The organism is Klebsiella sp. 141161, assembly GCF_050600815.1.
GTDB classification, from domain to species: domain Bacteria; phylum Pseudomonadota; class Gammaproteobacteria; order Enterobacterales; family Enterobacteriaceae; genus Klebsiella; species Klebsiella aerogenes.
The window spans coordinates 1-25,776 of sequence record NZ_JAQIRN010000008.1 but is presented as its reverse complement, the minus strand read 5'-3'; the positions used below and the strand labels follow the sequence as shown (position 1 = coordinate 25,776).

Annotated in this window: 27 protein-coding genes; 19 read left to right on the top strand and 8 right to left on the bottom strand. The window is 58.3% G+C overall.

Features of this window, described 5'->3' with window-relative positions; translation table 11 throughout:
• The first annotated feature begins 42 nt into the window (after positions 1-42).
• Both cbpA and cbpM read left to right on the top strand, forming a co-directional pair.
• Complete coding sequence (gene cbpA / locus PGR79_RS19310; protein WP_411325442.1) at positions 43-960, top strand: curved DNA-binding protein; 918 nt, start codon at positions 43-45, stop codon at positions 958-960.
• Positions 960-1,265 (top strand): chaperone modulator CbpM, encoded by a 306-nt coding sequence (gene cbpM / locus PGR79_RS19305; protein ID WP_087859244.1) that lies wholly within the window; start codon positions 960-962, stop codon positions 1,263-1,265. The genes cbpA and cbpM overlap by 1 nt, the downstream gene beginning before the upstream one ends.
• Positions 1,266-1,366: 101 nt before the next feature.
• On the opposite strand, the gene PGR79_RS19300 is transcribed toward cbpM, so the two are convergent.
• From PGR79_RS19300 to PGR79_RS19285, 4 genes are all read right to left on the bottom strand, one after another.
• A complete protein-coding gene (locus tag PGR79_RS19300; protein ID WP_087859243.1) occupies positions 1,367-1,738 on the bottom strand; it encodes a plasmid partitioning/stability family protein in 372 nt (123 codons plus the stop codon).
• A 9-nt stretch (positions 1,739-1,747) separates the two neighbouring features.
• The gene (locus PGR79_RS19295; protein ID WP_015368687.1) at positions 1,748-2,704 is read right to left on the bottom strand and encodes a plasmid stability protein StbA; all 957 of its coding nucleotides are present in this window, start codon (positions 2,702-2,704) and stop codon (positions 1,748-1,750) included.
• A gap of 274 nt (positions 2,705-2,978) precedes the next feature.
• Positions 2,979-4,394 carry a melibiose:sodium transporter MelB gene (melB, locus tag PGR79_RS19290; protein WP_430922305.1) on the bottom strand — a complete coding sequence of 472 codons (1,416 nt, stop codon included), beginning with the start codon at positions 4,392-4,394 and terminating at the stop codon, positions 2,979-2,981.
• 92 nt (positions 4,395-4,486) lie between these two features.
• Positions 4,487-5,839 carry an alpha-glucosidase/alpha-galactosidase gene (locus tag PGR79_RS19285; protein ID WP_087859241.1) on the bottom strand — a complete coding sequence of 451 codons (1,353 nt, stop codon included), beginning with the start codon at positions 5,837-5,839 and terminating at the stop codon, positions 4,487-4,489.
• A 239-nt stretch (positions 5,840-6,078) separates the two neighbouring features.
• Between PGR79_RS19285 and melR the strand changes: the two genes are divergently transcribed.
• Entirely contained in the window at positions 6,079-7,017 is a 939-nt protein-coding gene (gene melR / locus PGR79_RS19280; RefSeq protein ID WP_026612426.1) for a transcriptional regulator MelR, read from the top strand.
• 50 nt (positions 7,018-7,067) lie between these two features.
• Here melR and proP read toward each other — a convergent pair whose 3' ends face one another.
• Positions 7,068-8,570: a glycine betaine/L-proline transporter ProP gene (gene proP / locus PGR79_RS19275; RefSeq protein WP_020079848.1), complete on the bottom strand. Its 1,503-nt coding sequence runs from the start codon at positions 8,568-8,570 to the stop codon at positions 7,068-7,070.
• 534 nt (positions 8,571-9,104) lie between these two features.
• Between proP and PGR79_RS19270 the strand changes: the two genes are divergently transcribed.
• From PGR79_RS19270 to phnP, 12 genes are all read left to right on the top strand, one after another.
• Complete coding sequence (locus PGR79_RS19270) at positions 9,105-9,440, top strand: zinc ribbon domain-containing protein YjdM (protein WP_015704081.1); 336 nt, start codon at positions 9,105-9,107, stop codon at positions 9,438-9,440.
• A gap of 284 nt (positions 9,441-9,724) precedes the next feature.
• Positions 9,725-10,159 carry a VOC family metalloprotein YjdN gene (yjdN, locus tag PGR79_RS19265; protein ID WP_015704080.1) on the top strand — a complete coding sequence of 145 codons (435 nt, stop codon included), beginning with the start codon at positions 9,725-9,727 and terminating at the stop codon, positions 10,157-10,159.
• 156 nt (positions 10,160-10,315) lie between these two features.
• Complete coding sequence (gene phnF / locus PGR79_RS19260) at positions 10,316-11,041, top strand: phosphonate metabolism transcriptional regulator PhnF (RefSeq protein ID WP_047065952.1); 726 nt, start codon at positions 10,316-10,318, stop codon at positions 11,039-11,041.
• Positions 11,042-11,494, top strand: coding sequence for a phosphonate C-P lyase system protein PhnG (gene phnG, locus PGR79_RS19255; protein WP_015368696.1), 453 nt, complete (start codon positions 11,042-11,044; stop codon positions 11,492-11,494).
• Positions 11,491-12,075: a phosphonate C-P lyase system protein PhnH gene (gene phnH, locus PGR79_RS19250; RefSeq protein ID WP_430922302.1), complete on the top strand. Its 585-nt coding sequence runs from the start codon at positions 11,491-11,493 to the stop codon at positions 12,073-12,075. Before phnG ends, phnH begins: the two co-directional genes overlap by 4 nt.
• The gene (locus PGR79_RS19245) at positions 12,076-13,140 is read left to right on the top strand and encodes a carbon-phosphorus lyase complex subunit PhnI (RefSeq protein WP_213317927.1); all 1,065 of its coding nucleotides are present in this window, start codon (positions 12,076-12,078) and stop codon (positions 13,138-13,140) included.
• Positions 13,133-13,981, top strand: coding sequence for an alpha-D-ribose 1-methylphosphonate 5-phosphate C-P-lyase PhnJ (locus tag PGR79_RS19240; RefSeq protein WP_213317926.1), 849 nt, complete (start codon positions 13,133-13,135; stop codon positions 13,979-13,981). Before PGR79_RS19245 ends, PGR79_RS19240 begins: the two co-directional genes overlap by 8 nt.
• Complete coding sequence (phnK, locus tag PGR79_RS19235) at positions 13,978-14,736, top strand: phosphonate C-P lyase system protein PhnK (protein WP_042894298.1); 759 nt, start codon at positions 13,978-13,980, stop codon at positions 14,734-14,736. The genes PGR79_RS19240 and phnK overlap by 4 nt, the downstream gene beginning before the upstream one ends.
• Before the next feature lie 107 nt (positions 14,737-14,843).
• Positions 14,844-15,524, top strand: coding sequence for a phosphonate C-P lyase system protein PhnL (gene phnL, locus PGR79_RS19230; protein ID WP_087859236.1), 681 nt, complete (start codon positions 14,844-14,846; stop codon positions 15,522-15,524).
• On the top strand, positions 15,521-16,657 hold the full coding sequence (gene phnM, locus PGR79_RS19225; RefSeq protein WP_430922299.1) for an alpha-D-ribose 1-methylphosphonate 5-triphosphate diphosphatase: 1,137 nt from the start codon (positions 15,521-15,523) through the stop codon (positions 16,655-16,657). Before phnL ends, phnM begins: the two co-directional genes overlap by 4 nt.
• Entirely contained in the window at positions 16,657-17,220 is a 564-nt protein-coding gene (phnN, locus tag PGR79_RS19220; protein WP_087859234.1) for a ribose 1,5-bisphosphokinase, read from the top strand. Before phnM ends, phnN begins: the two co-directional genes overlap by 1 nt.
• Before the next feature lie 15 nt (positions 17,221-17,235).
• Positions 17,236-17,994: a phosphonate metabolism protein PhnP gene (gene phnP, locus PGR79_RS19215; RefSeq protein WP_213795081.1), complete on the top strand. Its 759-nt coding sequence runs from the start codon at positions 17,236-17,238 to the stop codon at positions 17,992-17,994.
• A gap of 22 nt (positions 17,995-18,016) precedes the next feature.
• On the opposite strand, the gene yjdP is transcribed toward phnP, so the two are convergent.
• A complete protein-coding gene (yjdP, locus tag PGR79_RS19210; RefSeq protein WP_045396524.1) occupies positions 18,017-18,370 on the bottom strand; it encodes a DDRRRQL repeat protein YjdP in 354 nt (117 codons plus the stop codon).
• Between the two features lie 70 nt (positions 18,371-18,440).
• Positions 18,441-20,726, bottom strand: coding sequence for an ATP-binding protein (locus tag PGR79_RS19205; protein ID WP_430922297.1), 2,286 nt, complete (start codon positions 20,724-20,726; stop codon positions 18,441-18,443).
• A gap of 189 nt (positions 20,727-20,915) precedes the next feature.
• Between PGR79_RS19205 and PGR79_RS19200 the strand changes: the two genes are divergently transcribed.
• Genes PGR79_RS19200 through PGR79_RS19190 form a run of 3 tightly spaced genes read left to right on the top strand, consistent with a single transcriptional unit; the run spans position 20,916 to position 24,403 of the window.
• Positions 20,916-22,436 (top strand): sugar ABC transporter ATP-binding protein, encoded by a 1,521-nt coding sequence (locus PGR79_RS19200; RefSeq protein ID WP_430922295.1) that lies wholly within the window; start codon positions 20,916-20,918, stop codon positions 22,434-22,436.
• Positions 22,433-23,431: an ABC transporter permease subunit gene (locus PGR79_RS19195; protein WP_087859228.1), complete on the top strand. Its 999-nt coding sequence runs from the start codon at positions 22,433-22,435 to the stop codon at positions 23,429-23,431. The genes PGR79_RS19200 and PGR79_RS19195 overlap by 4 nt, the downstream gene beginning before the upstream one ends.
• A gap of 30 nt (positions 23,432-23,461) precedes the next feature.
• Complete coding sequence (locus PGR79_RS19190) at positions 23,462-24,403, top strand: ABC transporter substrate-binding protein (protein WP_087859227.1); 942 nt, start codon at positions 23,462-23,464, stop codon at positions 24,401-24,403.
• 28 nt (positions 24,404-24,431) lie between these two features.
• On the opposite strand, the gene PGR79_RS19185 is transcribed toward PGR79_RS19190, so the two are convergent.
• The gene (locus PGR79_RS19185) at positions 24,432-25,166 is read right to left on the bottom strand and encodes a response regulator (RefSeq protein ID WP_087859226.1); all 735 of its coding nucleotides are present in this window, start codon (positions 25,164-25,166) and stop codon (positions 24,432-24,434) included.
• Positions 25,167-25,438: 272 nt separating this feature from the next.
• Between PGR79_RS19185 and PGR79_RS19180 the strand changes: the two genes are divergently transcribed.
• Positions 25,439-25,776, top strand: a 338-nt coding sequence (locus tag PGR79_RS19180) for a molybdopterin-dependent oxidoreductase (RefSeq protein WP_164519096.1), incomplete at its 3' end; no start/stop codon positions are given.

Genomic DNA, 25,776 nt, shown 5'->3' with positions numbered 1-25,776 from the left:
GGATTCTGTGACCAGATTTTTGAGCATAAATGAGATAACACCATGGAATTAAAGGATTATTATACCATTCTAGGGGTTAAGCCAACGGACGATCTGAAAACCATCAAGACCGCCTACCGCCGTTTGGCACGTAAATATCACCCCGACGTCAGCAAAGAGCCCGATGCCGAAGCAAAATTCAAGGATCTCGCCGAAGCATGGGAAGTCCTCAAAGACGATCAGCGTCGCGCCGAATATGACCAACTTTGGCAGCACCGCAACGATCCGCAGTTCAACCGCCAACAGCACGCCCACGAACAAAGCTACAGCCAGCAGGACTTCGACGATATCTTCTCCTCGATGTTCGGCCAGCAGGCGCATCACGCCCGCCGCCAACGCGCCGAGCGCGGCCACGATGTCGAAATCGAAGTGGCGGTGTTCCTCGAAGAAACCCTCGCCGAACAGACTCGTACCATCAGCTACAAGCTGCCGGTCTATAACATCTTCGGCATGGTTGAGAGTGAAACGCCGAAAACGCTGAATGTGAAAATTCCGGCGGGGGTCAGCGATGGCCAGCGAATTCGCCTGAAAGGTCAGGGGACGCCAGGCGAAAACGGCGGCCCGAATGGCGATCTGTGGCTGGTGATTCACATCGCGCCGCATCCGCTGTTCGACATCAACGGTCATAACCTGGAGATCGTACTGCCGCTGGCGCCGTGGGAAGCCGCGCTGGGGGCGAAAGTCACCGTACCGACGTTAAAAGAGAGCATTCTGCTGACAATTCCGGCGGGTAGCCAGGCGGGACAACGGCTGCGCATCAAGGGCAAAGGGTTGGTAAGCAAAACCCACACCGGCGATTTGTTCGCCGTCATCAAAATCGTTATGCCGCCAAAACCAGATGAAAAAGCGCGTGAGCTCTGGCAGCAACTCGCCGAAAGCGAAGCCAGCTTCGATCCGCGTAAGACATGGGGGAAAGCCTGATGGCTAAAGTAACAGTGACGTTTACCATCACCGAGTTGTGCCTGCGCACCGGGGTGTCGCAAGAGGAGCTGACGGAGATCGTCGGCTTAGGGATGATTGAGCCGCACCAGCCGCAGGCTGAAACCTGGCTGTTTGACGACAGCGCGGTGACGATTGTGCATCGCGCAGTGCGCCTGCGTAACGAGCTGGAGCTGGACTGGCCGGGGATTGCGGTGGCGTTGACGCTGCTGGATGAAAATGCGCGACTCACCCGCGAAAATCGGCTACTGCAGCAGCGTCTGGCCCGCTTTTTGACCCACAGCTAAGCGGATTTCCCGGGTCGCGGCGTTCCGCCTTACCCGGGCTACAGTTCGCTCACGGCGCAAACCGTAGCCCGGCTGCGCGTAGCGAAAGCCGGGAAAAGCGCTTAATCCGGCAGCGAGCCGGCGAGATTACGCGCGGAGACGCTCTCGCTCACCGGCGCTGGCGGCTCGGGCGCCTTAACCGGCGCGGCCGCTGGCGTAGATGCCGCAGCGGAAGAGGCTGGCTGAATCTCAAGAAACGAGGCCAGCATTCTACGCAGCGTCTCCGGCGGCGTATCTTCCGCCAGCAGCGCCGCCAGCATTGACGGCAGCCGGCTATCTACTTCACCCAACGCTAACCCTGCCAGCAGCGCTGTACGCGACATATCCCCGCGATCGCCACGATGATGGGCTTCAATTTTCGCGTCCGCAAAGCGCTCGCTGGCGCTGATATCCGGGCGCAGGTATATCAGAACCTTTCTGCGATCCAGAGTCATAGACGCTCCTTAACCAATAATTTTCAGACCACGCACGAGGGCGAACTGCGGCTCGTCGGCCACCACAAAGCGATCTTCGCGCAGACCCATGCGTTCGCGAATCGCATCGGCAACCAGCGGCGCGCCGCCGCCAATCACGATGGCGTGAGAATAGCCTTTAAAACTATCAATCGCCGTCAGAACGCGAGTCGTCAGGCGTTCGATGCTGTTGGAGATAACCTTTTTCACTTCAGATACCGCATCCGGATCGTTGATGTTATCGGTCAGATACTCTTCGTCGTGGCGGTTGATGATTATCTGGTCAACGTTATAACTGGAGGTATCGGTATTCGCCCGCGCCAGCGCCAGCTTAACGGCGTCGGTCACCAGCGATACGCCCAGCTTCGGGTCGCCGTAAATACGCGAAACCGAGGTCATTTGCCCGGCCACCATCGAAATATCCAGCGTGGTGCCGCCGAGGTCGACAATCAGCACCGAATGCGAGGGTTTCAGCTCATCGCACAGGCTGATACCCGCCGGAATGGATTCCGGACGCACGGTGACTTTAGTGATATTGAACACCACGCCTTTATTCAGTTTAACTTCGCGCAGCAGGCTCTTTTTCTTACGCTCAATGTTATCAAGACGATATTGCGCATCTTCATCATAAAATTCAGTCAGCGGCAGGGTGACCACAATCTCGACATCCTGCGGTTCGAGGCCGCTGGTCAGCAGAGCATGGTGAACAGCGATGGAGTTCAACGGGCTGTATTGCCAATCAATATTGTTGGTGGGTAACGCATCGGGGGTGATCAGGTCGAAAGAGTACTTTTCATCATCCACGGTGTAGTTAAATGGCTTCCCGGCGCCGAAGGTGGCAGACCAGCCGCGCTTGAAACTATTGGGGCTGATATGGGTGAAAGTTTCGCCATCTTGCTCCCACAGCATTTTGATATTGGTTGAACCATCATCGATAAAAATGCGCATCGCATTGCTCCATCACTGAGACAAATAAGAGAAAATGTAAGACCCAAAAAGAGTAGCAAGAGTTAAAAAGCAGCGCAAGAGCACGAAAAAGAGACAATTCTGAGTTTTATTTGAGAAACAATGGAGATTTCAATTAACTCATTGAGTTCAAAGAGAGAACTATAAGAGACAAATAAGAGAACTAAAAGTTTTCATTTCTGTCTATTTTAAACGCTTTTTTTGTGCAAAAAGAGAGCATCCCTCCCCTCTTTCGCCAGCGGTTTTCGCACGCTTTTTACACCTGATTGGGTACCACGATCGGCCGTTCCGGCTCGACGACATTTTCCGGTACCCGACGATATTTATCCAGCAGGTGAATCTGAATACGTCGCAACATATCGCCATTCAGTTTGTAATAGCGGAAATAGAGAAACAGCGTCAGAGCAAAAAAGATCGTCGGCAGCGCAATCATAATCGCCTGCATCCCCAGCAGCGTGTGGGATGATTGCACCACATTCGGCACGTAACCGATGATACCGAGCACGATGGCGATAAACCAGGCCGCAAACGCCGAACCGGCTTTGACCACCAGCGTCTGTACCGAGTAGGCGATACTTTCGCAGCGGATATTCATCGTATATTCGCCGTAGTCAACGGTATCGGCCACCATAATGACCTGCAGCACCCAGAACAGCGCGGTGCCAATATTCAACAACACTCCAGCCAGCGAAATCAGCACAATGTTGTAAACCCCGCTCAGCGCCATCAGCAACAGTACGCCGCAGCCCAGCACCGGCATGATCGATGCCCCCGCCCACAGAAAGCGTCGCGACAGACCTTTCACCAGCCGTGGGAACAGGATTAGCGTCAGCAAATTCGCCGCCCCCGCGTAGGACATGTAATACGGGAACATCTCCGCGCTGCCAATCACGTAGGTAAAGTAATAAATCGCGAAGCCGGCAATGATATTCGCCGCCGTGTTATAGGCCAGCGCCATGCCCAACAGGCAGGCCAGCTGATCGTTTTTATAGATGAGCGCCACCATTTGGCGCAGTGAGAGATGGCTGGAATCCTCGCTTACGCCGCTATCCGACGAGTAAACCTCATGGACGTTGCGCAAGGTAACGAGGGTGGAAATTACGAAAAAGGCAATCAGCACCAGGGTAAACATCTGGAAACCGAAGCCGCGATCGGCGCCGCCGACGGCGCTGACAAACGGCAGTGTGACCCCGGCGGTCACAAACCCGGCAAGGCTGGCGAAAAAGCGCGGGTAAGGCACCAGCTGTTCACGTTCGCGTTTATCAAGGGTAATGGTCGGCACCAGCGACCAGAACGGCACATCCATGATGGTATAGGTGAAGCCCCACAGCAGGTAGGTCAGCCACACCCACGCCAGAAGCGCCCCGCCGCTGAAGTGATGGGCGCTGAACAGCATATACAGCACCACCGAGTTGGTGATAGTCCCGATCAGGATCCACGGCTTGAACTTCCCCCATCGCGATCGCGTGCAGTTGACGATCCATCCCATGATCGGATCGGCTATCGCATCGAGGATCCTCGCCACCAGGAACAAGGTGCCAACCACCCCAACCGATAAGCCAACAATATCGGTGTAGTAATACATCAGATACATGTAAACGATACCGATAGCGAAATCTTTACCAAAGGCACCAAATCCGTAGCTGAGCTTTGTTGTCATTGAAATACTCATAGGGTACAGGTCGCTGTCGCCAGCGCCTCCTTTAGCGTTTGATAGAGCATGGCAGGCGCCGCCGGGCCAGATCCCCCGGCGGCATGAGAAGATTAACGGTGCAGCCAGTCCGGCAGCCAGTCGCCGTGGCTGGCGATCAGATCGTCCACCAGCGCGTAGATCTCTTCGATCCCCAGCACCGCGGCGGTGTGCGGATCCATCATCGTGGCGTAATAAACGTAATCGCGATTTTCCGTCAGGATGGCCTCCGTTAGCAGCGTCTGCACGTTGATGTTGGTCTGCATCAGCGCCGCCAGATGCGCCGGCAGCGCGCCTACTTTCGTCGGCTGGATGCCGTTGGCGTCCACCAGGCAAGCAACTTCCACGCAGCAACCCTGCGGCAGGTTGTCGATAAGATTATCGTTGCGCACGTTGCCGTACACCACGCTTGGCTCGCCGGTCCAGATGGCATTCATGATGGTGCTGGCATACTCGCGCGAAGGTTTAACCTCGATACGCTCGCCGCTCTTATAGCTCTCCAGCTCTTTATGCCAGTTGGCCAACTGCTCGACGCAGCGTTTAGGGTACTCATCCAACGGCACTTTATAGCGGGCGATAAGATCGTCGCGCCCCGGCTTGATAAACCATGGCGTGTATTCGGCGAAATGCTCCGACGATTCGGTGACAAAGTAGCCCAGCTTTTTGAACATCTCATAGCGGACGATGTTCTCGCAGCGTGGATTGCCATGCAGGTTCGGCTTCGGCGCCAGTCCTTCGGCGTAGGCCTGCAGCAGGTCGGGATAGATACTGACGTAGCTGCCGTCCGCGAGCTTTTTCTCCAGCGACAGATAGAACGCCATATGGTTAATTCCCGCGCAGCGGTAACGTAAATCCGCCGGGTCGAGGTTAAGGTCGCGCGCCAGCTCTTCCGCTGTGCCTTGCACCGAGTGGCACAGACCCACCTGCTTGATATGCGGGTAGCGGGCGTACATCGCCCAGGTGTTCATCGCCATCGGATTAACGTAGTTAAGCATGGTGGCGTCCGGGCAGACCTCGCTCATATCGTCGCAGATAGCCCACAGGTGCGGGATGGTGCGCAGCGCGCGCATAATGCCTCCCGGCCCCAGCGTATCGGCAATGGTCTGCTCAAGGCCGTGGCGTTTACAGACTTCAAAGTCAGTCACGGTGCAGGGCTCGTAGCCGCCAATCTGGAAAGCGACAACAACAAAATCGGCGTTCCGCAAGGCGGTTTTACGATCGCGATGGCAGCTAATTTCGCCATTCGCGCCGACGGAATCCATCAGCTTTCGTACCACGGTATGTGACTCTTCCAGCCGGGTTTCATCGATATCCATCAGCGCGATATGCGCCGATTTCAGCGCCGGGCGCTGGAAAACATCACCGAGAATATTTTTGACGAACACCGTCGAACCGGCGCCGATAAAGGTAATTTTTGGGGCGGACATCGCGCTCTCTCCATCAGGTCATTGAACACTTTCAGAGTGGCATGCCGCTCGCCGCTGCGCTGCCCCGTTCCCGCCGGAGCATTCCCGGAAACTCAGATCGGCCATTAAGCGCCACAAAATCTGAGCTTTTGGGAATAGATCGGCTTAAAAGGAGAGAAAACGGGCCGATGATTCCGCTAAGCTGTAATCAGTTCAGGCTAAAAACGCAGCCACTCTGACGATCCAGGAATCCGCCCATGATGGAACACCGCTTCACTTCCCTGCCCCCCGACCCGCACATGTGCAGCAGCGATGAAAAGCAGAGCCGCAGCCCGCTGGCGCTCTATTCCGAGTATCAGCGCATGGATATCGAACTGCGCCCCCCGCACGCCATGGCCACCAGCCACTGGCACGGCCAGGTAGAGGTCAACGTGCCGTTCGACGGCGACGTGGAGTATTTGATTAACAATGAAGTGGTGCGCATTGAGAAAGGCTATATCACCCTGTTTTGGGCCTGTACGCCGCATCAGTTGACCCGCCCCGGCGACTGCCAGCAGATGGCGATATTCAACCTGCCGATGCATCTGTTTCTGTCGTGGCCGCTGGATCGCGAACTGATAAACCACGTCACCCACGGGATGGTGATTAAATCTCTTGCCGCCCAGCAGTTAAGCGCTTTTGAAGTACGCCGTTGGCAGCAGGAATTGAATCACGAGAATGAACAGATTCGCCAGTTGGCGATCGATGAAATCGCCCTGATGCTCAAACGGCTGAGCCTCGCCGGCTGGCAGCCGATTCTGGTCAATAAGACCTCGCGCACGCACAAGAACAGCGTCTCGCGCCACGCGCAATTTTATGTCAGCCAGATGCTGGAATTTATCGCCGCCCATTATGACCAGGCGCTGACCGTCGATGCCGTCGCCGAGCACGTTAAACTCAACCCAAACTACGCGATGGGCGTTTTTCAGCGGGTAATGCAGCAGACCATGAAGCAGTACATCACCGCCATGCGCATCAATCACGTGCGCGCGCTGCTGAGCGACACCGATAAGACCATCCTTGATATCGCCCTCACCGCCGGGTTCCGTTCCAGCAGCCGCTTCTACAGCACCTTTACCCGCTACGTCGGCATGCCGCCGCAGCAGTACCGTAAATTGAGCCAGCAGCGCCGCCACAGTCTCGCGCCGCCGCAGCCATAAAAAATGCCGCTTGGGTCTCCCCAGGCGGCATCGTGAACAGTGAAAAGCGGTTAGTCGTTGATACGCGGGTGCTGCTGTACCAGACGGGCGCGTTTTTCCTGCAGGTCGGCGATTTCCTGATCGATATCTTCGATTTTATGTTCGATGTTATCGTAGTGCTCGCCCAGAATTTCTTTCGCTTCCTGGATATCGGACGCCGCCGGCGTCGCCCCTTTCAGCGGACGGTTAGCGGTCTCTTTCATCGACAGGCCGGTAATCAGGCCAATCACCGCAATCACCATCAGATAGTAAGCCGGCATCATCAGGTTCTGGGTGGTTTCCACCAGCCATGCCGCCAGCGTCGGCGTCAGACCGGCGATCAGCACCGAGATGTTAAAGGCGCTGGCCAGGGCACTGAAACGGATGTGGGTCGGGAACATCGCCGGCAGCGATGAGGCCATCACGCCGATAAAGCAGTTCAGCACCACCGCCAGCAGCAGCAGACCGGCGAAAATCAGGCCAATCACGTTGCTGTTAATCATGATAAAGGCCGGGATAGACAGCGTGAACAGCGCGACGCTACCCACCAGGATAAACGGGCGACGGCCAAAACGGTCGCTCAGCATGCCGATAACCGGCTGGACAAACAACATGCCGACCATGATGGCGATAATAATCAGTACGCCGTGATCTTCCGAGTAGTGCAGGTTATGCGACAGGTAGCTCGGCATATAGGTCAACAGCATGTAGTAGGTCACGTTGGTGGAAATCACCAGGCCAATACAGGTCAGCAGGCTGCGCCAGTGCTTGGTGGCAATCTCTTTAAAGGAGACCTTCGGACCTTCCTGCAGGCCTTCGCGGTCGCCCTGTTCAAGGGTATCCACGTGCTGCTGGAACGCCGGGGTCTCTTCCAACGCGTGACGCAGGTACAGGCCGATAATCCCCAGCGGCAGCGCCAGGAAGAACGGGATACGCCAGCCCCAGTCGAGGAAATTCTCTTCACCCACGACGCTGGAAATCAGTACCACCACGCCTGCGCCCATCACGAAGCCGGCAATCGAACCGAAGTCCAGCCAACTGCCCATAAACCCGCGTTTACGGTCAGGCGAGTATTCAGCCACGAAGATCGACGCCCCGGTATATTCGCCGCCCACCGAGAAGCCCTGCGCCATTTTACACAACAGCAGCAGAATCGGCGCCCAGATACCAATAGTGGCATACGACGGAATAAGACCGATACAGAATGTACTTATCGACATGATAACGATGGTGATCGCTAAGATTTTTTGTCGACCGTATTTATCGCCGAGCATCCCGAAGAACAGGCCGCCGAGCGGACGAATCAAGAAGGGAACCGAGAAAGTACCGAGAGCGGCAATCATCTGCACGCTGGGATCGGCATCGGGGAAGAAGACTTTACCGAGGGCATAAGCCACAAAACCATACACACCGAAATCGAACCACTCCATCGCATTACCGAGCGAGGCCGCGGTGATGGCTTTTCGCAGCTTGCCATCATCGATGATAGTGACATCCCTAAGCGTAATCGGCTTTATTTTTTTCCTTTTAAGCATACTTTTCCTCTGTGCTATCGCCTTGAGCGCACGACTCCTCGCCAAATGACGAGGTCATTCGCGACGTACGTTGGGAGCGGCGAAGTGCTGTGCTCCACATTTCAAGCGTAGCAGGTTTGCCTGCACTGTCTTTCTGACAGAGTGTACAACCGAACCTGTTGACGCCTGCTCTGGCCTTAAATTAATAATTCACTTACCAAATAAGCAGTGACGAATTTACTTACATCCCTTTTTACCCTACCAGCGTTTAAATTTGGGATCAACTTCACGAAAAATTCGCCCAGCTTAATTACAGAGCCAAATAAAATGAATAAGTTCAATCTCTGTTTCGCCGCCGATGTTTATTTATGGACTTTATTAACGTCCATTTTTCAGCATATTCTCCGCAAAGCCAAAATAATTACCCTGCGTTATTTCCTGGAAAAAATACCCGACAAAAGTGCGGGATTGCGCTATAATCAGCCGCACTTTCGGCTAATAGCCGCTGTTTAACGGACCAACGTCCTGTTTTTCCCAGTAATCACGAGGAACGCCATGCAACTTCCACACTGCCCAAAATGCCATTCTGAATACACATATGAAGATAACGGCATGTACATCTGCCCGGAATGCGCCCACGAGTGGAACAATGCCGAGCCGGCCGACGACACCGACGCGCTGATCGTAAAAGACGCTAACGGCAACTTACTTGCCGATGGCGACAGCGTGACCGTGGTGAAAGATCTGAAGGTAAAAGGCAGTTCTTCTATGCTGAAAATCGGCACCAAAGTGAAGAATATCCGTCTGGTCGAAGGCGATCACAACATCGACTGCAAAATTGACGGTTTTGGTCCGATGAAGCTGAAATCTGAATTCGTCAAAAAGAACTAATTAATTTTTTTTACGCCAGCGCCATTATTTTTCCGGCGCTGGCGGCAACCTCGCCGGCGCGTCCGAATATCAGCGGTGGATCGCGGCGAAGTTATTTTGCTAATTTCACGAAAATTATTCCCGAATCCTTCCAGCCAAACCGCGCGATCAATTCTCATTTCGTCTCTGCCTTCCCGCCACGCGGCGACGCATTTTCAGAAAAATTCACCCCGCTTTGCCGCCTGGCTTCTTTTGCCCGTCACCAACTACGCTTTATGGGTCATTGATTATCTGAGGTCATGCTTATGTCCCTGAGTCCTTACATTGCTTTTAGCGGCAACTGCGCTGCCGCCATCGCCTTCTATCAGCAGGCGCTGGGGGCGCAGCTTATCCACCAAATCACCTACGGCGAGATGCCGCAGAGCGCCCAGGATGCCGAAGATGGTTGCGCCTCCGGGCAACATCTTGCCGCCGACTGCATCGCCCACGCCAGCCTGCAGGTCGCCGACAGTATTTTGATGTTGAGCGATAGCCCCAGTAGCGACATGGAACATTACGCGGGATTCGTCCTCGTGCTGGAGCCAAAAGATATTGCTGAAGGCAAACACTGGTTTGAGGCGCTGGCCGATGGCGGGCGCATCGAAATGGCGTGGCAGGAGACCTTCTGGGCCCACGGTTTCGGCAAAGTGGTCGATCGCTTCGGCGTGCCGTGGATGGTTAACGTCGTCAAACAACCCTAATCTTCTCCACAGGGCGGCTTCTCCGCCCTGTCATCTCACCGGCATCAACTCTTCATCCTGCGGTCATCGTGACTTAACAGAAATGTAACAAAAACGCGTCAGTATCGGCCCACGCTCAACGGGGATCCCCAAGGTGCTTAGTGAGGCTCGATAACCATGTACTTATCCAGACATCCGACCAGTTACCCCACCCGGTATCAGGAAATTGCCGCCAGGCTTGAACAGGAGCTGCGCCATCACTATCGCTGCGGCGATTATTTGCCTGCGGAACAGCAGCTGGCGGCGCGCTTTGAAGTCAACCGCCACACCCTACGTCGCGCCATCGATCAGCTGGTGGAACGCGGCTGGGTTCAGCGCCGCCAGGGCGTCGGCGTGCTGGTATTGATGCGCCCCATCGACTACCCGCTCAACGCCCAGGCGCGTTTCAGCCAGAACCTGCTGGAACAAGGCAGCCACCCGACCAGTGAGAAGCTGTTGTCGGTGCTACGCCCGGCCAGCAGCCATGTCGCCGAAGCCTTTGGCATTGCCGAAGGCGAAACCGTCATTCATCTGCGCACCCTGCGCCGGGTCAACGGCGTGGCGCTGTGTTTGATTGACCACTACTTCGCCGACCTGCGCTTCTGGCCGGTGCTGCAAACCTTCACCCACGGTTCGCTACACGACCTGCTGCGCGACCAACTCGCCGTCGAACTGACCCGCGTGCGCACCAAAATCAGCGCCCGCCGCGCGCAGGCGAAAGAGAGCAAGCTGCTGGAAATCCCCAATATGGCGCCGCTGCTGTGCGTACGTACGCTCAATAGCCGCGAGGGCGAGACAGTCACGACGGAGTACTCCGTCAGCCTGACCCGCGCCGACATGATTGAATTCACCATGGAGCACTGAATGCACTTCGATACCGCCACCCGCCAGCGCTGGATGTCCGTACTGGCCCACAGTGAACCGCAGGACCTTCTGGCGCGCATGCAATCGCTGCGGCTGGCGCCGGAGTATGAATTAATTCGCGCCCCGGAAACCGGACTGGTACAGCTCCAGGCGCGCATGGGCGGCATCGGCGATCGCTTCTTTGCCGGCGACGCCACCCTGACCCGCGCCGCCGTACGCCTGGCCGATGGCACCCTCGGCTACAGCTGGATTTTGGGCCGCGACCGCCCCCACGCCGAGCGCTGTGCGGCGATCGACGGCCTGCTGCAATCGCCTCACTATTTTCACACCTTAATGGAAACCCTCATTACCCCGCTGGAAGCACAACGCAGCGCGCGCCTTGATGCTCGCCGCGCCGAAGTCAACGCCAGCCGGGTCGACTTCTTTACTCTGGTTCGCGGAGATAACGCATGACATTACAAACCGCCTTTACCCTACCGGTGCAGGATGCCCAACACAGTTTCCGCCGCCTGCTGAAAGCAATGAGCGAGCCGGGAGTGATTGTCTCCCTACAGCAGCTTCAGCACGGCTGGCAGCCGCTGAATATCGCCTCCACCAGCTTGCTGCTGACGCTGGCCGATCACAACACCCCGGTGTGGATGGCCGCCGCGCTGCATAACGATCTGGTCAGCCAAAATCTGCGCTTCCATACCGGCGCGACGCTGGTGGAACAGCCGCAGCAGGCGGTATTTGCCGTCGCCTGCGACACCATCAGCGCCGAACAGCTTAATGTCCTTTCCGCCGGTACCGTGGCGGCGCCGGAAACCGGCGTCACGCTGATTGTTCAACTAGCCAGCCTGAGCGGCGGACGCATGCTGCGCCTGACCGGCGCGGGCATTGCCGAGGAGCGAATGATCGCCCCACAGCTGCCAGACTGCATCATCGACGAATTAACCGAACGCCCGCACCCGTTCCCGCTGGGCATTGACCTGATCCTGACCTGCGGCGAGCGCCTGCTGGCTATCCCGCGTACCACCCACGTGGAGGTGTGCTAAATGTATGTTGCCGTCAAAGGCGGCGAGAAGGCGATTAGCGCCGCTCACGCCTTGCAAGAGCAGAAACGACGGGGCGATGGACGGCTTCCCGAACTGAGCGTTGACCAGATAAGCGAACAGCTCAGCCTGGCGGTGGACCGGGTGATGACCGAAGGCGGCATCGCCGACCGCGAACTGGCGGCGCTGGCGCTGAAGCAGGCCAGCGGCGATAACGTCGAAGCCATTTTCCTGCTGCGCGCCTACCGCACCACCCTGCCGCGGCTGGCGGTCAGCGAACCGGTTGATACCGCCGGTATGCGCCTGGAGCGCCGGATCTCCGCGGTGTACAAAGATATTCCCGGCGGCCAGCTGCTGGGCCCTACTTATGACTACACCCACCGCCTGCTCGATTTTACCCTGCTGGCCAACGGCGAACCGCCGTCGGTGCAGAAAGCCAATAGCGAAACGCAGCCGACGCCGCACGTCTTCAACCTGCTGGCGCAGCAGGGGCTGGCAAAAGCGGAAGCGGACTGCGGCGCGCCGCCTGACGATATCACCCGCACCCCGCCGGTCTATCCCTGCTCGCGCTCCTCAAGGCTGCAGCAACTGGTACGCGGCGATGAAGGCTATTTGCTGGCGCTGGCCTACTCAACCCAGCGCGGCTATGGCCGCAACCATCCGTTTGCCGGCGAGATCCGCAGCGGCTACGTACAGGTGGAAATCGTGCCGGAAGAGCTGGGCTTTAGCGTCAATATTGGCGAGCTGTTGCTGACCGAATGCGAAATGGTCAACGGCTTTGTCGATCCAAAGGATGAGCCGCCGCACTTCACCCGCGGCTACGGCCTGACGTTTGGCATGAGCGAGCGTAAAGCGATGGCCATGGCGCTGGTCGACCGCGCCCTTCAGGCGCCGGAATACGGCGAAGAGATAAGCGGCCCGGCCCAGGACGAAGAGTTCGTGCTGGCGCACGCCGATAACGTTGAAGCCGCCGGCTTCGTCTCGCATCTGAAACTGCCGCACTATGTCGATTTCCAGGCCGAACTGGCGCTGTTGAAACGCCTGCAACGGGAGAACGAACGTGGCTAACCCACTGACTGGCTATAACTTTGCTTATCTTGATGAGCAAACTAAGCGCATGATCCGCCGGGCGATACTGAAAGCGGTGGCCATTCCCGGCTATCAGGTGCCCTTCGGCGGCCGCGAAATGCCGATGCCCTACGGTTGGGGTACCGGCGGGATCCAACTGACCGCCAGCGTTATCGGCGAGAACGACGTACTGAAGGTCATCGATCAGGGCGCCGATGACACCACCAACGCGGTGTCGATCCGCCAGTTCTTTAAACGCGTAACCGGCATCGCCACCACCGAACGCACCGAAGACGCCACCCTGATCCAGACCCGCCACCGGATCCCGGAAACGCCGCTGGTGGAAGATCAGATCCTGATCTATCAGGTGCCGATCCCGGAGCCGCTGCGCTTTATCGAACCGCGCGAAACTGAAACCCGCACCATGCACGCGCTGGAAGAGTACGGCGTAATGCAGGTGAAGCTGTATGAGGATATCGCCCGCTTCGGCCATATCGCCACCACCTACGCCTATCCGGTGAAGGTGAACGGCCGCTACGTGATGGACCCTTCGCCGATCCCGAAATTCGATAACCCCAAAATGCACATGATGCCGGCGCTGCAGCTGTTCGGCGCCGGGCGCGAAAAACGTATCTACGCGGTGCCGCCCTATACCGCAGTCGAAAGCCTCGATTTCGACGATCACCCGTTTAGCGTGCAGGAGTGGGATGAACCCTGCGCCATTTGCGGTTCTCGCCACAGCTATCTTGACGAAGTGGTGCTGGATGACAGCGGCCAGCGGATGTTTGTCTGCTCCGATACCGACTATTGCCGCCAACAGAGCGAGGCGCAGAAAAAATGAGCCAGCCGTTACTTGCAGTCAATCACCTGACCCATCTCTATGCGCCGGGCAAAGGTTTTAGCGATGTCTCTTTCGAGCTGTGGCCGGGCGAAGTGCTCGGTATCGTCGGTGAATCCGGCTCCGGTAAAACCACGCTGCTGAAAGCGATTTCCGCTCGTCTGGCGCCGCAACAGGGTGAAGTGCGGTATCAACAGCGATCGCTATACGCCATGAGCGAAGCCGAACGCCGCCGCCTGCTACGCACCGAATGGGGCGTTGTGCATCAGCACCCGATGGACGGCCTGCGTCGCCAGGTCTCGGCGGGCGGCAACATCGGCGAACGGCTGATGGCGACCGGTGCCCGCCACTACGGCGACATTCGCGCCACCGCCGAACGCTGGCTGCAGGAGGTGGAGATCCCGCCTTCCCGCATCGACGACCTGCCGACCACCTTTTCCGGCGGCATGCAGCAGCGCTTGCAAATCGCCCGCAATCTCGTGACGCAGCCGAAACTGGTGTTTATGGATGAACCCACCGGCGGGCTGGACGTCTCGGTACAGGCGCGCCTGCTCGATCTCCTGCGCGGGCTGGTGGTGGAGTTAGGGCTGGCGGCGGTGATAGTCACCCACGATCTCGGCGTCGCCCGCCTGCTGGCGAACCGTCTGCTGGTGATGAAACAAGGACAGGTGGTGGAAAGTGGCTTAACCGACCGGGTGCTCGACGATCCGCATCATCCTTACACCCAGCTGCTGGTGTCGTCGGTGTTGCAGAATTGATGCTGTTTTGCCGGATGGCGGCTGCGCCTTATCCGGCCTACAGGTGCGTTATTCGTAGGCCGGGTAAGCGAAGCGCCACCCGGCACTCCAACCCCGAGAGGGCTAAAATGATCCGCGTTGAAAACATCCATAAAACCTTTGTTCTGCACCAACAGCACGGCGTACGCCTGCCGGTGCTCGCCGACGCTTCGCTCACCGTTAACGCCGGGGAGTGCGTGGTGCTGCACGGCCATTCCGGCAGCGGTAAATCGACGCTGCTGCGCTCGCTGTACGCTAACTATCTGCCGGACAGCGGTCATATTCATATCCGCCACGGCGACGAATGGGTGGATCTGGTGACCGCCACGCCGCGCAAGGTGCTGGAAGTGCGTAAAACCACCATCGGCTGGGTCAGCCAATTTTTGCGGGTGATCCCGCGGATATCCGCGCTGGAAGTCGTCATGCAGCCGCTGCTCGACCTTGGTACGCCGCGCGAAGAGAGCGCCGCTAAAGCCGCCCGTCTGCTGAGCCATCTCAACGTGCCGGAGCGTCTGTGGCATCTGGCACCATCCACCTTTTCCGGCGGCGAACAGCAGCGGGTCAACATCGCCCGCGGTTTTGCGGTCGACTATCCGATTTTACTCCTTGATGAACCCACCGCCTCGTTGGATACCAACAACAGCGCCGCGGTGGTGGCGCTGATCCAGCAGGCTAAAGCCCGCGGCGCGGCCATCGTCGGTATTTTCCATGATGAAACGGTACGCGGTCAGGTCGCCGACCGCCTGCACCCAATGGGTATCACAGTATGATAATCAATAACGTAAAGCTGGTACTGGAAGACGAAACCATCGACGGTTCGCTGGAAGTGCAGGAGGGGCGGATTTACGCCTTTGCCGAAAGCCAGAGCCGGCAGCCCGGCGCCCTCGATGGCGAAGGCGGCTGGCTGCTGCCGGGGCTTATCGAACTCCATACCGATAACCTGGATAAATTCTTCACCCCGCGGCCAAAGGTTGACTGGCCTGCACACTCGGCGATGAGCAGCCACGATGCTTTGATGGTCGCCAGCGGCATCACCACCGTACTCGACGCCGTGGCGATTGGCGACGTGCGCGACGGCGGCGACCGCCTTGAGAATCTGGAAAAGATGATCAACGCGGTGGAAGAGACGCAAAAGCGCGGGCTTAACCGCGCCGAGCATCGCCTGCATCTGCGCTGTGAACTGCCGCACCACACCACTCTGCCGCTGTTTGAAAAGCTGGTCGACCGCGAGCCGGTCACTCTGGTGTCGCTGATGGATCACTCGCCGGGTCAACGCCAGTTCGCCAACCGCGAAAAATATCGCGAATATTATCAGGGCAAATATCAGCTCAGCGGCGAGGAGATGGAACGCTTCGAAGAGGAGCAAATGGCGCTGGCGGCGGCCTGGTCGCAGCCTAATCGCCAGGCTATCGCCGCGATGTGCCGGGAACGCCAAATCGCTCTCGCCAGCCACGACGACGCCACTCATGAACATGTCGCCGAATCCCACCAGCTTGGCAGCGTGATCGCCGAATTTCCCACCACGTTGGCCGCCGCGCAGGCTTCGCGCCAGCACGGTATGAATGTATTGATGGGGGCGCCGAATATCGTGCGCGGCGGCTCGCATTCCGGCAATGTCGCCGCGCATCAACTGGCCGCCAGCGGCCTGTTAGATATTCTCTCTTCCGACTACTACCCCGCCAGCCTGCTTGATGCCGCTTTCCGCATCGCCGATAGCGACGACAACGCTTTCACGCTGGCGCAGGCTATCCGTCTGGTCAGCAAACATCCGGCGCAGGCGCTGGGTCTGCATGACCGCGGCGTCATCGCCGAAGGCAAACGCGCCGATCTGGTGCTGGCGCACCGCCGCGGCGAGCACGTCCATATCGACCACGTCTGGCGTCAGGGAAAGAGGGTCTTTTAATGCCTGGAAAACTGATTTGGCTGGTCGGCCCCTCCGGGTCGGGAAAAGATAGCCTGCTGGCCGCGCTGCGCCAGCGTGAGCATCCGCAACTGCTGGTCGCGCATCGCTACATCACCCGCCCGCACCAGGCGGGCTGCGAGAACCATATTGCGCTGAGCGAGCATGAGTTTTTCACCCGCGCCGAGCGTAATCTTTTCGCGCTAAGCTGGCATGCCAACAATAATTACTATGGCGTCGGCGTGGAGATCGACCTCTGGCTGCATGCCGGTTTTGATGTCGTCGCCAACGGCTCGCGCGCGCATCTGGCGCAGGCGCGGGAACGTTACGATGACGTACTGGTACCAATTTGTCTCGAAGTCTCGCCACAGGTATTGCGCCAGCGGCTTGAACAGCGCGGCCGGGAAAATGCCGTGGAAATCGCCCAACGCCTGCAACGCGCCGCGCGCTATAAACCGGCCGACTGCCTGACGTTGAATAACGACGGCAGCCTCGGGCAATCGGTAGAGCGTTTCTTCCAGCTGTTGCGCCAGCACGCCGGGCGTGAAGAGAATCAGCATGCCTGAGGGTAAGGTAATACGATGAGCCTGACGATCCGCCTGACCGGCACCGGCGGCGCCCAGCAGGTGCCGGTCTTCGGCTGCGATTGCGCCGCCTGCCAGCGCGCCCGCGTCGATGCGCGCTATCGCCGCCGCCCCTGCAGCGCGGTGGTGCGCTTTAACCATGCGGTCACGCTGCTCGACGCCGGGCTGGCGGATCTGGCGGAACGCCAGCCCGCGGGCAGCTTCCAGCAGATTTTATTGACGCATTACCATATGGACCACGTACAGGGGCTGTTCCCCCTGCGCTGGGGCGTGGGCGATCCGATTGCGGTGTACGGCCCGCCGGATGACATCGGCTGCGACGATCTGTTTAAACATCCCGGCATCCTCGATTTTAGCCACACCGTTACCCCCTTCACGGTATTTGAACTACAGGGGCTACAGGTCACGCCGCTGCCGTTAATCCATTCGAAGCTGACCTACGGCTATCTGCTGGAGTCGGCGCACAGCCGGGTGGCATGGCTTGCGGATACCGCCGGGCTGCCGGAGAAGACGCTGAAGTTTTTACTTAATAATCAGCCGCAGGTGATTGTCATCGATTGCAGCTACGAGCCCAGGGCGCAGACGCCGCGCAACCACAGCGACTTGAATACCGTGCGCGCACTGAACCAGGTACTTGGCTGCCCGCGGGTGATCCTCACCCATATCAGCCATCAGTTCGACCGCTGGATGATGACTAACCCGCTGCCGAAAGGTTTCGAGGCGGGATACGACGGCATGGAGATCGTGCTGGAGTAACCGGCGTCATGGCAATGGAAAATCAGTAATCGTTGTCGAGACGGCGCTGATCGCTTTCCAACTGGCGGCGATCGCTATCGAGCTGGCGCTGGCGCTCATCCAGCTGGCGACGGCGGTCGTCAAGCTGGCGCTGGCGATCGTTATATTGCTGCTGATTATCCCTACGCTGCTGGCGGCTGCCCTGATAGCTGCCGTCATCGTAGCGTCCGTCGTCATAGCGCCCGTCGTCGTCGTCGGAACGGCTGCTGCCCGGATTGTAGGCATCGTTGATGGCTTGCTGAATATTACCAATAGCGTCATCAATAATATCGGCGTGGGCCAATTGGCTGCTCAGCGCCAGCGTGCAAAAAAACAGAGCGGTTGCGTAACGTTTCATCGTGGCCAGTCTCATCAGGGTACTGGTGGTACCTTAATCAACCGTATGTGCGGCGTGTAGCGGAGGAATCTCAAATCCGCGCCATCGCCGCACGCAACGCCTGCGCCAGCTGCGTACGGGTAAAAGGCTTGCGCAGCCGTTCCACCTCCGGCAACGCCGGGTTATGCGCCGGGCGCAAATCCTGGCCGCTAATCAATAGCAGCGCCACCGCCGGGAAACGGCGTTGCGCTTCGTGAATCACCTCGGCGCCGCTCAGCCCGCCGGGGAGCATTAAATCGCTAATCAACAACGCGATATCCCTGGAGGCCGCCAGCATCTGCAGCGCCTGCTCGCCGCTTTGCGCCTCCAGCGTCAGCCAGCCCAGCTGATGCAACTGCTCGCATAACGTCTGGCGCACATCGACTTCATCCTCAAGCACCAAAGCCAGCCGCTCGCCGCTCGTCATCGGTTCGCTATCCAACGGCGCTCGTTCATCCTCCGCCGCTGACGTGGCTCGCGGCAGCTGTAAACGTACGGTGGTGCCCTGCCCCGGCGCGCTTTCAATCGCCACACGCCCGCCCGACTGGCGCACAAAACCGTACACCATCGACAGCCCAAGCCCGCTGCCGCTACCGGTCTGTTTGGTGGTAAAGAAGGGCTCGAAGACCTGCGTTTTTATCTCCTGCGACATGCCGCAGCCGTGATCAATCACCTCCAGCGCCACCATATCCTGACGTCGTCCATCGCTACGGGTAACCCGCTGGTTCCAGGTGCGCAGCGCGATAACGCCTGGCCGTCCCTCCATGGCGTCGCGGGCGTTCATCACCAGATTGATAATCGCGTTTTCCAGTTGCCCGACATCGATCCACGCCGGCCAGGCGGGAGACTGCGCTTCAATTTCGAGACGCAACGATGCGGGGAGCGAATGGCGCATCAGTTCACAGACGTTCTCCAGCAATGGCTGTAGCGCCACCGCCTGCGGGTTCAGCGCCTGTTTACGCGAAAAGGCCAGCAGCCGCTGAGTAAGTAAGGCGCCGCGTTCGGCGGCCTTCAGCGCCCGCGATATCCGCGGCGCATCGCACTCATCCGGCTGTACCAGTTCGAGGCTGCCGATAATAACCGCCAGCAGGTTGTTAAAATCGTGCGCCAGGCCGCCGGTCAGTTGGCCGACGGCTTTCATTTTTTGGCTATGCAGCAGCGCCTCTTCCAGCCCCTGTCGCTCAATGCGGTCAATTTCCATCTGGGTGGTTTTCTCTCGCAGCAGGCGGGTGGTGTGCTCAAGGGAAGCGGTATTACGGGCGAAAATGTTAAAGGCGCGCGCCAGTTCGCCAAGCTCATCGCGCCGCTGCAGAGCCGGCACCGTCACATTCTGCTCGCCGTGCGCCAGCCGCGACATCGCGCCGGATATCGCGTTCAGATTAAGGCCGAGATTACGATAAATATACCAGCCGGCGCAGCCGGTAATCGCCAGCGCCAGCAGCGCGGCCAGCAGGATAAATGTGCTGATGGAGCGCAACTGCTGGTGGCTTTGCGCCGCCCGTGCCTCAGATGCCTGGGCTACTCTGGCAACGTACCGATTAATATCATCATTAAGCAGCGCAACCAGCGCTTTGATATGAAACATATACCAGCCTATCGCCAGATCGCTCTCTTCAAGCTGCGCCGATAGCGGCGCCAGCCGCGCCAACTCGGCGTTGAAATCCGGCAGGATAAACGCCCGCTCTGAATCGCTATCGTTGCGCGGTAAAAAGCGTCTGATGTCATCGAGCTGCAGGACGATTGAACGCGGCGTCGCAGTGTGTATCGCGGCGACGATCAGCCGGTCCATCTCGTTTAAACGCTGAGGATCGATCGCCGGTTTACCCTCGCGATCGTTGAGATCCTGCAAATGACGCAAATAGCTCTGGTTTTGATACAGCGCGCTCAGCAGTTCATTGCGCTGCAGATGGCGACGCTGCCCGCGCTCCAGCATGCCGCCGACGCTCTGCTGCAGCTCGTTGCTGCGGCGAATAATGCTCGCCACCAGCGTCTGTTCCTGCCGTGCCAGCGGCGCCGAGGCCAGTTGTCCAAGCGAATGCTTCAGCGCCTGTTGGGTTTCCAGCAGCCGTTCCGCTTCGCTTTTATACTCCAGCGCGCCCACTACCTGCGACAGCCGTACCGCCGCGGTGGCGACGTTCGCGGTATCACGCGCCAGATTCATACTGCCGCTCATGTCGGTAAGCGTTTGCAGCTGCACCTGCTCCTGCAACTGACTGGCATGGCGAAAACCGAAAATCGCCACTCCGGCGACCATTAACGTCACCGCCACCATCAACAAGTTAAATGACAGCAGGCGACCGCGGGCGCTAACGAAAAAGTACGGATGGCGAGAAGACATGGCGACTCCGGTCAGGCGTTTTCTCCCATCATTCCCGCACTATCGCCGAAGGTGAAGAAAATTTCTCGGCGTAATTGTGATCTGCATTAACTATTCAAAAATATGACAATTATGAATGGCCGATGACATCACTCATTTACGTTGCGGTGATGAAGTGCCGACATCAACAACGCAGCCAGGAGAGCAGGCATGCAGGGAACACCGGTGCTATCCATGCGCAACATCGCCAAAGTTTTCGGCAAGTTTTATGCGCTAAAAGGGGTGGATCTGACGGTCTGGCCCGGCGAGATCCACGCGCTGATGGGCGAAAACGGCGCGGGAAAAAGCACGTTGATGAAGATCCTCGCCGGCGCCTATACCGCCTCCAGCGGCGAGATCCTGATCGACGGACAACCACAGACGATCAGAGGCCCGAAGGATGCGCTGGCGGCAGGGATCACCTTGATCTATCAGGAGATGCAGCTGGCGCCTAACCTCACCGTCGCGGAAAACATTTTCCTCGGCAGCGAGCTTTCCCGCGGCGGTCTGGTACAACGTAAAGAGATGGAGTCCCAGGCGCAGGCGGTTATCGACCGGCTCGGCGCGCAGTTCAAAGCCAGCGACCGGGTGATGAAGCTGACTATCGCCGAACAGCAGCAGGTGGAAATCGCCCGCGCGCTGCATCGCAACAGCCGCATTCTGGTGATGGATGAACCTACCGCCGCCCTCTCCTCGCGGGAAACGCAGCGCCTGTTTGAGCTGATTTTGCGCCTGCGCGATGAAGGGATGGCAATCATCTACATCAGCCACCGCATGGCGGAGGTGTATGAACTCTCCGACCGGGTCAGCGTGCTGCGCGATGGCCAGTATGTCGGCAGCCTCACCCGCGACCACCTTAGCGCCCCCGAATTAGTACGCATGATGGTTGGCCGTCCGCTCAGCGATCTGTTCAATAAAGAGCGCGATATCCCGCGCGGCCAGCCGCGCCTGCGGGTGCAGGATCTCAGCGACAGCGGCAAAGTGCATCCCAGCAGCCTGGTGGTGCACGCCGGGGAAATCGTTGGCCTGGCCGGGCTGGTCGGCGCCGGGCGTTCCGAGCTGGCGCAGCTGATTTTCGGCGTCCGTAAAGCGACGGGCGGGGTGATTGAAATCGACGGCGAACCGGTTGTTATTCACTCGCCGCGCGAAGCGATCGACCTCGGGATCGGCTTTCTGACCGAAAACCGTAAGGAACAGGGTCTATTTCTCGAACTGGCGGCGCAGGAGAACATCACCATGGCGACGCTTGAGCGCGACGCCAATTGGGGAATGCTCGACCGTAAGAAGGCGCAAACCATCTCCGATGACGCCATCCAGCTGCTGAACATCCGCGTCCCACATGCCCAGGTACGCGCCGGCGGGCTTTCCGGCGGCAATCAGCAAAAGCTGCTGATTTCACGCTGGGTGGCGATCGGCCCGCGCATTCTCATTCTGGATGAGCCGACCCGCGGCGTTGACGTCGGCGCCAAAAGCGAGATTTACCGCATCATGAATCAGATGGCCCGCCAGGGCGTCGCCATTTTAATGATCTCCAGCGAATTGCCGGAAATCGTAGGCATGAGCGACCGGGTATACGTGATGCGCGAAGGCGCTATCGCCGGCGAGTTGCAGGTTGGCGAGATTAGTCAGGAAAGCATTATGACGCTGGCGACCGGCGTGAACGATTCTCACCTTAAGGCAGGACAAGCATGAGCATACCGAAAGAGACCTCCGCGCCGGCGGCGAAATCCGCCTCGGCAAAAAAAATACTGATGGGCGACCTGATGCAAACCGTCGGCATCCTGCCGATTTTAATCCTGATCGTCGCGGTGTTCGGCTTCGTCGCGCCGAATTTCTTTACTGAAAGCAACCTGCTGAATATTACCCGCCAGTCCTCCATCAACATCGTGCTGGCGGCGGGGATGACCTTTATTATTCTGACCGGCGGTATCGATCTGTCGGTGGGGTCAATTCTCGGCACCACCGCGGTTGCGGCGATGGTGGTATCGCTCATCCCGCAATTCGCGATGCTGTCGATTCCGGCGGCCCTGATGCTCGGCCTGCTGCTCGGGCTGTTCAACGGCGCGCTGGTGGCCTTCGCCGGACTACCGCCGTTTATTGTCACCCTTGGCACCTACACCGCGCTGCGCGGCGCCGCCTATCTGCTAGCCGACGGCACCACGGTGATCAACTCCGATATTAGTTTTGAATGGATCGGCAATAACTATCTCGGCCCGGTGCCGTGGCTGGTGGTGATTGCGCTGGCGGTCGTGGCGGTGTGCTGGTTTATCCTGCGCCGCACCACCCTCGGTATTCATATTTACGCCGTCGGCGGCAATATGCAGGCGGCGCGGCTGACGGGGATTAAAGTCTGGCTGGTGCTGCTGTTCGTCTACGGCATGAGCGGGCTGCTTTCCGGGCTCGGCGGGGTGATGAGCGCCTCCCGGTTGTACAGCGCCAACGGCAACCTCGGCGTCGGCTATGAGCTGGACGCCATTGCCGCGGTGATCCTCGGCGGTACCAGTTTCGTCGGCGGTATCGGCACCATCACCGGTACGCTGGTGGGGGCACTGATTATCGCCACCCTCAACAACGGCATGACGCTGATGGGCGTCTCCTACTTCTGGCAATTGGTGATCAAAGGGGCGGTGATCATCATAGCGGTGCTGATCGACAAATACCGTACCCGACACCACCAAAGTGCATAACAACAACATCTTACCTGCGAGGAAAAGCGAATGCGTTTAAAACCGATAGTGACCGCGCTGTGTGCCGGCGCGCTGCTGGCCGCCTCCCCTTTTGCGTCGGCCAAAGATCTACAAGCGATAGGCGTGACGGTAGGCGACCTCGCCAACCCGTTCTTCGTGCAAATTACCAAGGGGGCCGAGCTGGAAGCGCGCAAGCTGGCGGGGGATAAAGTGAAGGTCACGCTGGTGTCGAGCGGCTACGACCTGGGACAGCAGGTGGCGCAGATAGATAACTTTATCGCCGCCAAAGTCGATATGATCATCCTTAACGCCGCTGATTCAAAAGGTATCGGCCCGGCAGTGAAACGGGCGAAAGAGGCCGGGATCGTGGTGGTGGCGGTTGACGTCGCCGCCGAAGGCGCGGATGCCACCATCACCTCCGATAACACGCAAGCGGGCGCTATGGCCTGTAAATACATTAGCGATCGCCTGAACAACAAAGGCAACGTGGTGATTATTAACGGGCCGCCGGTTTCCGCGGTGCAGAACCGCGTCGAAGGCTGCGAAACCGAATTCAAAAAACATCCGGATATCAAAATCCTCTCCGCCAACCAGAACGCTAAAGGCAGTCGCGAAGGCGGACTGGAAGTGATGACGTCGCTGCTGGCGGCAAATCCGAAGATTGACGGCGTGTTCGCGATTAACGATCCGACGGCGATTGGCGCCGATCTGGCGGCGAAACAGGCGCAACGCAGCGAGTTCTTTATCGTGGGCGTCGACGGCAGCCCGGACGGCGAAGAGGCGCTGAAGCGTAAGAATTCGCTATTCGTCGCCACGCCGGCGCAGGACCCGCAGGTCATGGCGGCGAAGGCGGTGGAAATCGGTTATGACATTTTGCAGGGCAAGCCCGCGCCGACCGCGCCGGTGCTGATCCCGGTGAAGATGATCGATAAAAATAACGTCAGCAGCTATAAGGGCTGGACGGTGAAATAACGCTGCAAAGCGGCTGACGGGTCTCCCCTTAGGCCGCTTTGTCGTTATGGATAACGTCAGCGGAGAAAACGTAGCCCAGCCCGCGCAGGGTTTTAATCAACGTGGGCTGGTGCGGATTGACCTCAATTTTACGCCGCAGGCGCATGATCAGCACATCGATCGTGCGGTCGAATACCTCCATGCTCTCATTATGGGTCAGCGCCAGCAGCTGTTCACGGTTCAGAACCCGGCGGGCGTTTTGCGCCAGCGCCAGCAACAATCCATATTCCCCCTGGGTTAACGCCACGCTCTGCTGCTGGGGATTAAACAGCTCACAACGGCGGGTATCCAGCCGCCAGCCGTTAAACAACAGGCCATGATCTCCGCCCGGCACGAGGCTTTCCGTGCCGATCGCCCCGCTGCGCCGCAGCACCGCCTTGACGCGCGCCACCACTACCCGCGCGTTGAACGGCTTGGCGATGTAATCGTCGGCGCCCATTTCCAGCCCGACTACCACATCCGATTCGCTTCCCAGGCCGGAAAGCATTATCACCGGTAGCTCAGACCGCGTGCGCTGCAGCTGTTGCAACACCAGCAATCCATTGGTATCCGGCAAGATCATATCCAGCAGCGCCAGCGCAATATCTGCGCGCCGGGCGACCGTCGCCAGCGCTTCGCCGCCGTTCTGGCAGGCCACCACCTCGAACGCGTGGGCGCCGAGCACGTCGCTCAGCAGCTCGCAGATCGCAGCGTCATCATCAATCACTAAAATGACCGGTTTCATGGTTTACCTCTGCCTGGCGGGAATAGTGTCAGTCTGGTCGATTGTGCAAGCAGGCGACGACAAATCCATTTTTCGCTGCCGTTTTTATAATCGGCGTCACATCTCCGGGCTTTTCGTCACGTCAAAACTGACGATGACCTGTTTTTCGTCAGCATTTCGCCCAAAAAAGCCGCGTACTATCCGTCAATACCCACAATGAAAACATGGCATAGAAGATGCATAGTGACGGTCGATTGCGCGTCAGCGCTAATTGATTAACTGGAGCAAAACCGATGAAAAAAGTCGTCACGGTTTGCCCGTATTGCGCATCAGGTTGCAAAATCAACCTGGTGGTCGATAACGGCAAAATCGTCCGGGCTGAGGCGGCGCAGGGGAAAACCAATCAGGGAACCCTGTGTCTGAAAGGCTATTATGGCTGGGACTTCATTAACGATACCCAGATCCTGACCCCGCGTCTCAAAACCCCCATGATCCGTCGCCAACGTGGCGGCAAACTGGAAGCCGTCTCCTGGGATGAGGCGCTCGATTATGTCGCCACCCGCCTTGGCGCCATTAAAGAAAAATATGGCCCGGACGCGATCCAGACCACCGGCTCCTCCCGCGGGACCGG

Coding starts and splice junctions, on each gene's coding strand:
- cbpA (WP_411325442.1), top strand. CDS start 43: ATGGAATTAAAGGATTATTATACCATTCTAGGGGTTAAGCCAACGGAC.
- cbpM (WP_087859244.1), top strand. CDS start 960: ATGGCTAAAGTAACAGTGACGTTTACCATCACCGAGTTGTGCCTGCGC.
- PGR79_RS19300 (WP_087859243.1), bottom strand. CDS start 1,738: ATGACTCTGGATCGCAGAAAGGTTCTGATATACCTGCGCCCGGATATC.
- PGR79_RS19295 (WP_015368687.1), bottom strand. CDS start 2,704: ATGCGCATTTTTATCGATGATGGTTCAACCAATATCAAAATGCTGTGG.
- melB (WP_430922305.1), bottom strand. CDS start 4,394: ATGAGTATTTCAATGACAACAAAGCTCAGCTACGGATTTGGTGCCTTT.
- PGR79_RS19285 (WP_087859241.1), bottom strand. CDS start 5,839: ATGTCCGCCCCAAAAATTACCTTTATCGGCGCCGGTTCGACGGTGTTC.
- melR (WP_026612426.1), top strand. CDS start 6,079: ATGGAACACCGCTTCACTTCCCTGCCCCCCGACCCGCACATGTGCAGC.
- proP (WP_020079848.1), bottom strand. CDS start 8,570: ATGCTTAAAAGGAAAAAAATAAAGCCGATTACGCTTAGGGATGTCACT.
- PGR79_RS19270 (WP_015704081.1), top strand. CDS start 9,105: ATGCAACTTCCACACTGCCCAAAATGCCATTCTGAATACACATATGAA.
- yjdN (WP_015704080.1), top strand. CDS start 9,725: ATGTCCCTGAGTCCTTACATTGCTTTTAGCGGCAACTGCGCTGCCGCC.
- phnF (WP_047065952.1), top strand. CDS start 10,316: ATGTACTTATCCAGACATCCGACCAGTTACCCCACCCGGTATCAGGAA.
- phnG (WP_015368696.1), top strand. CDS start 11,042: ATGCACTTCGATACCGCCACCCGCCAGCGCTGGATGTCCGTACTGGCC.
- phnH (WP_430922302.1), top strand. CDS start 11,491: ATGACATTACAAACCGCCTTTACCCTACCGGTGCAGGATGCCCAACAC.
- PGR79_RS19245 (WP_213317927.1), top strand. CDS start 12,076: ATGTATGTTGCCGTCAAAGGCGGCGAGAAGGCGATTAGCGCCGCTCAC.
- phnK (WP_042894298.1), top strand. CDS start 13,978: ATGAGCCAGCCGTTACTTGCAGTCAATCACCTGACCCATCTCTATGCG.
- phnL (WP_087859236.1), top strand. CDS start 14,844: ATGATCCGCGTTGAAAACATCCATAAAACCTTTGTTCTGCACCAACAG.
- phnM (WP_430922299.1), top strand. CDS start 15,521: ATGATAATCAATAACGTAAAGCTGGTACTGGAAGACGAAACCATCGAC.
- phnN (WP_087859234.1), top strand. CDS start 16,657: ATGCCTGGAAAACTGATTTGGCTGGTCGGCCCCTCCGGGTCGGGAAAA.
- phnP (WP_213795081.1), top strand. CDS start 17,236: ATGAGCCTGACGATCCGCCTGACCGGCACCGGCGGCGCCCAGCAGGTG.
- yjdP (WP_045396524.1), bottom strand. CDS start 18,370: ATGAAACGTTACGCAACCGCTCTGTTTTTTTGCACGCTGGCGCTGAGC.
- PGR79_RS19205 (WP_430922297.1), bottom strand. CDS start 20,726: ATGTCTTCTCGCCATCCGTACTTTTTCGTTAGCGCCCGCGGTCGCCTG.
- PGR79_RS19200 (WP_430922295.1), top strand. CDS start 20,916: ATGCAGGGAACACCGGTGCTATCCATGCGCAACATCGCCAAAGTTTTC.
- PGR79_RS19195 (WP_087859228.1), top strand. CDS start 22,433: ATGAGCATACCGAAAGAGACCTCCGCGCCGGCGGCGAAATCCGCCTCG.
- PGR79_RS19190 (WP_087859227.1), top strand. CDS start 23,462: ATGCGTTTAAAACCGATAGTGACCGCGCTGTGTGCCGGCGCGCTGCTG.
- PGR79_RS19185 (WP_087859226.1), bottom strand. CDS start 25,166: ATGAAACCGGTCATTTTAGTGATTGATGATGACGCTGCGATCTGCGAG.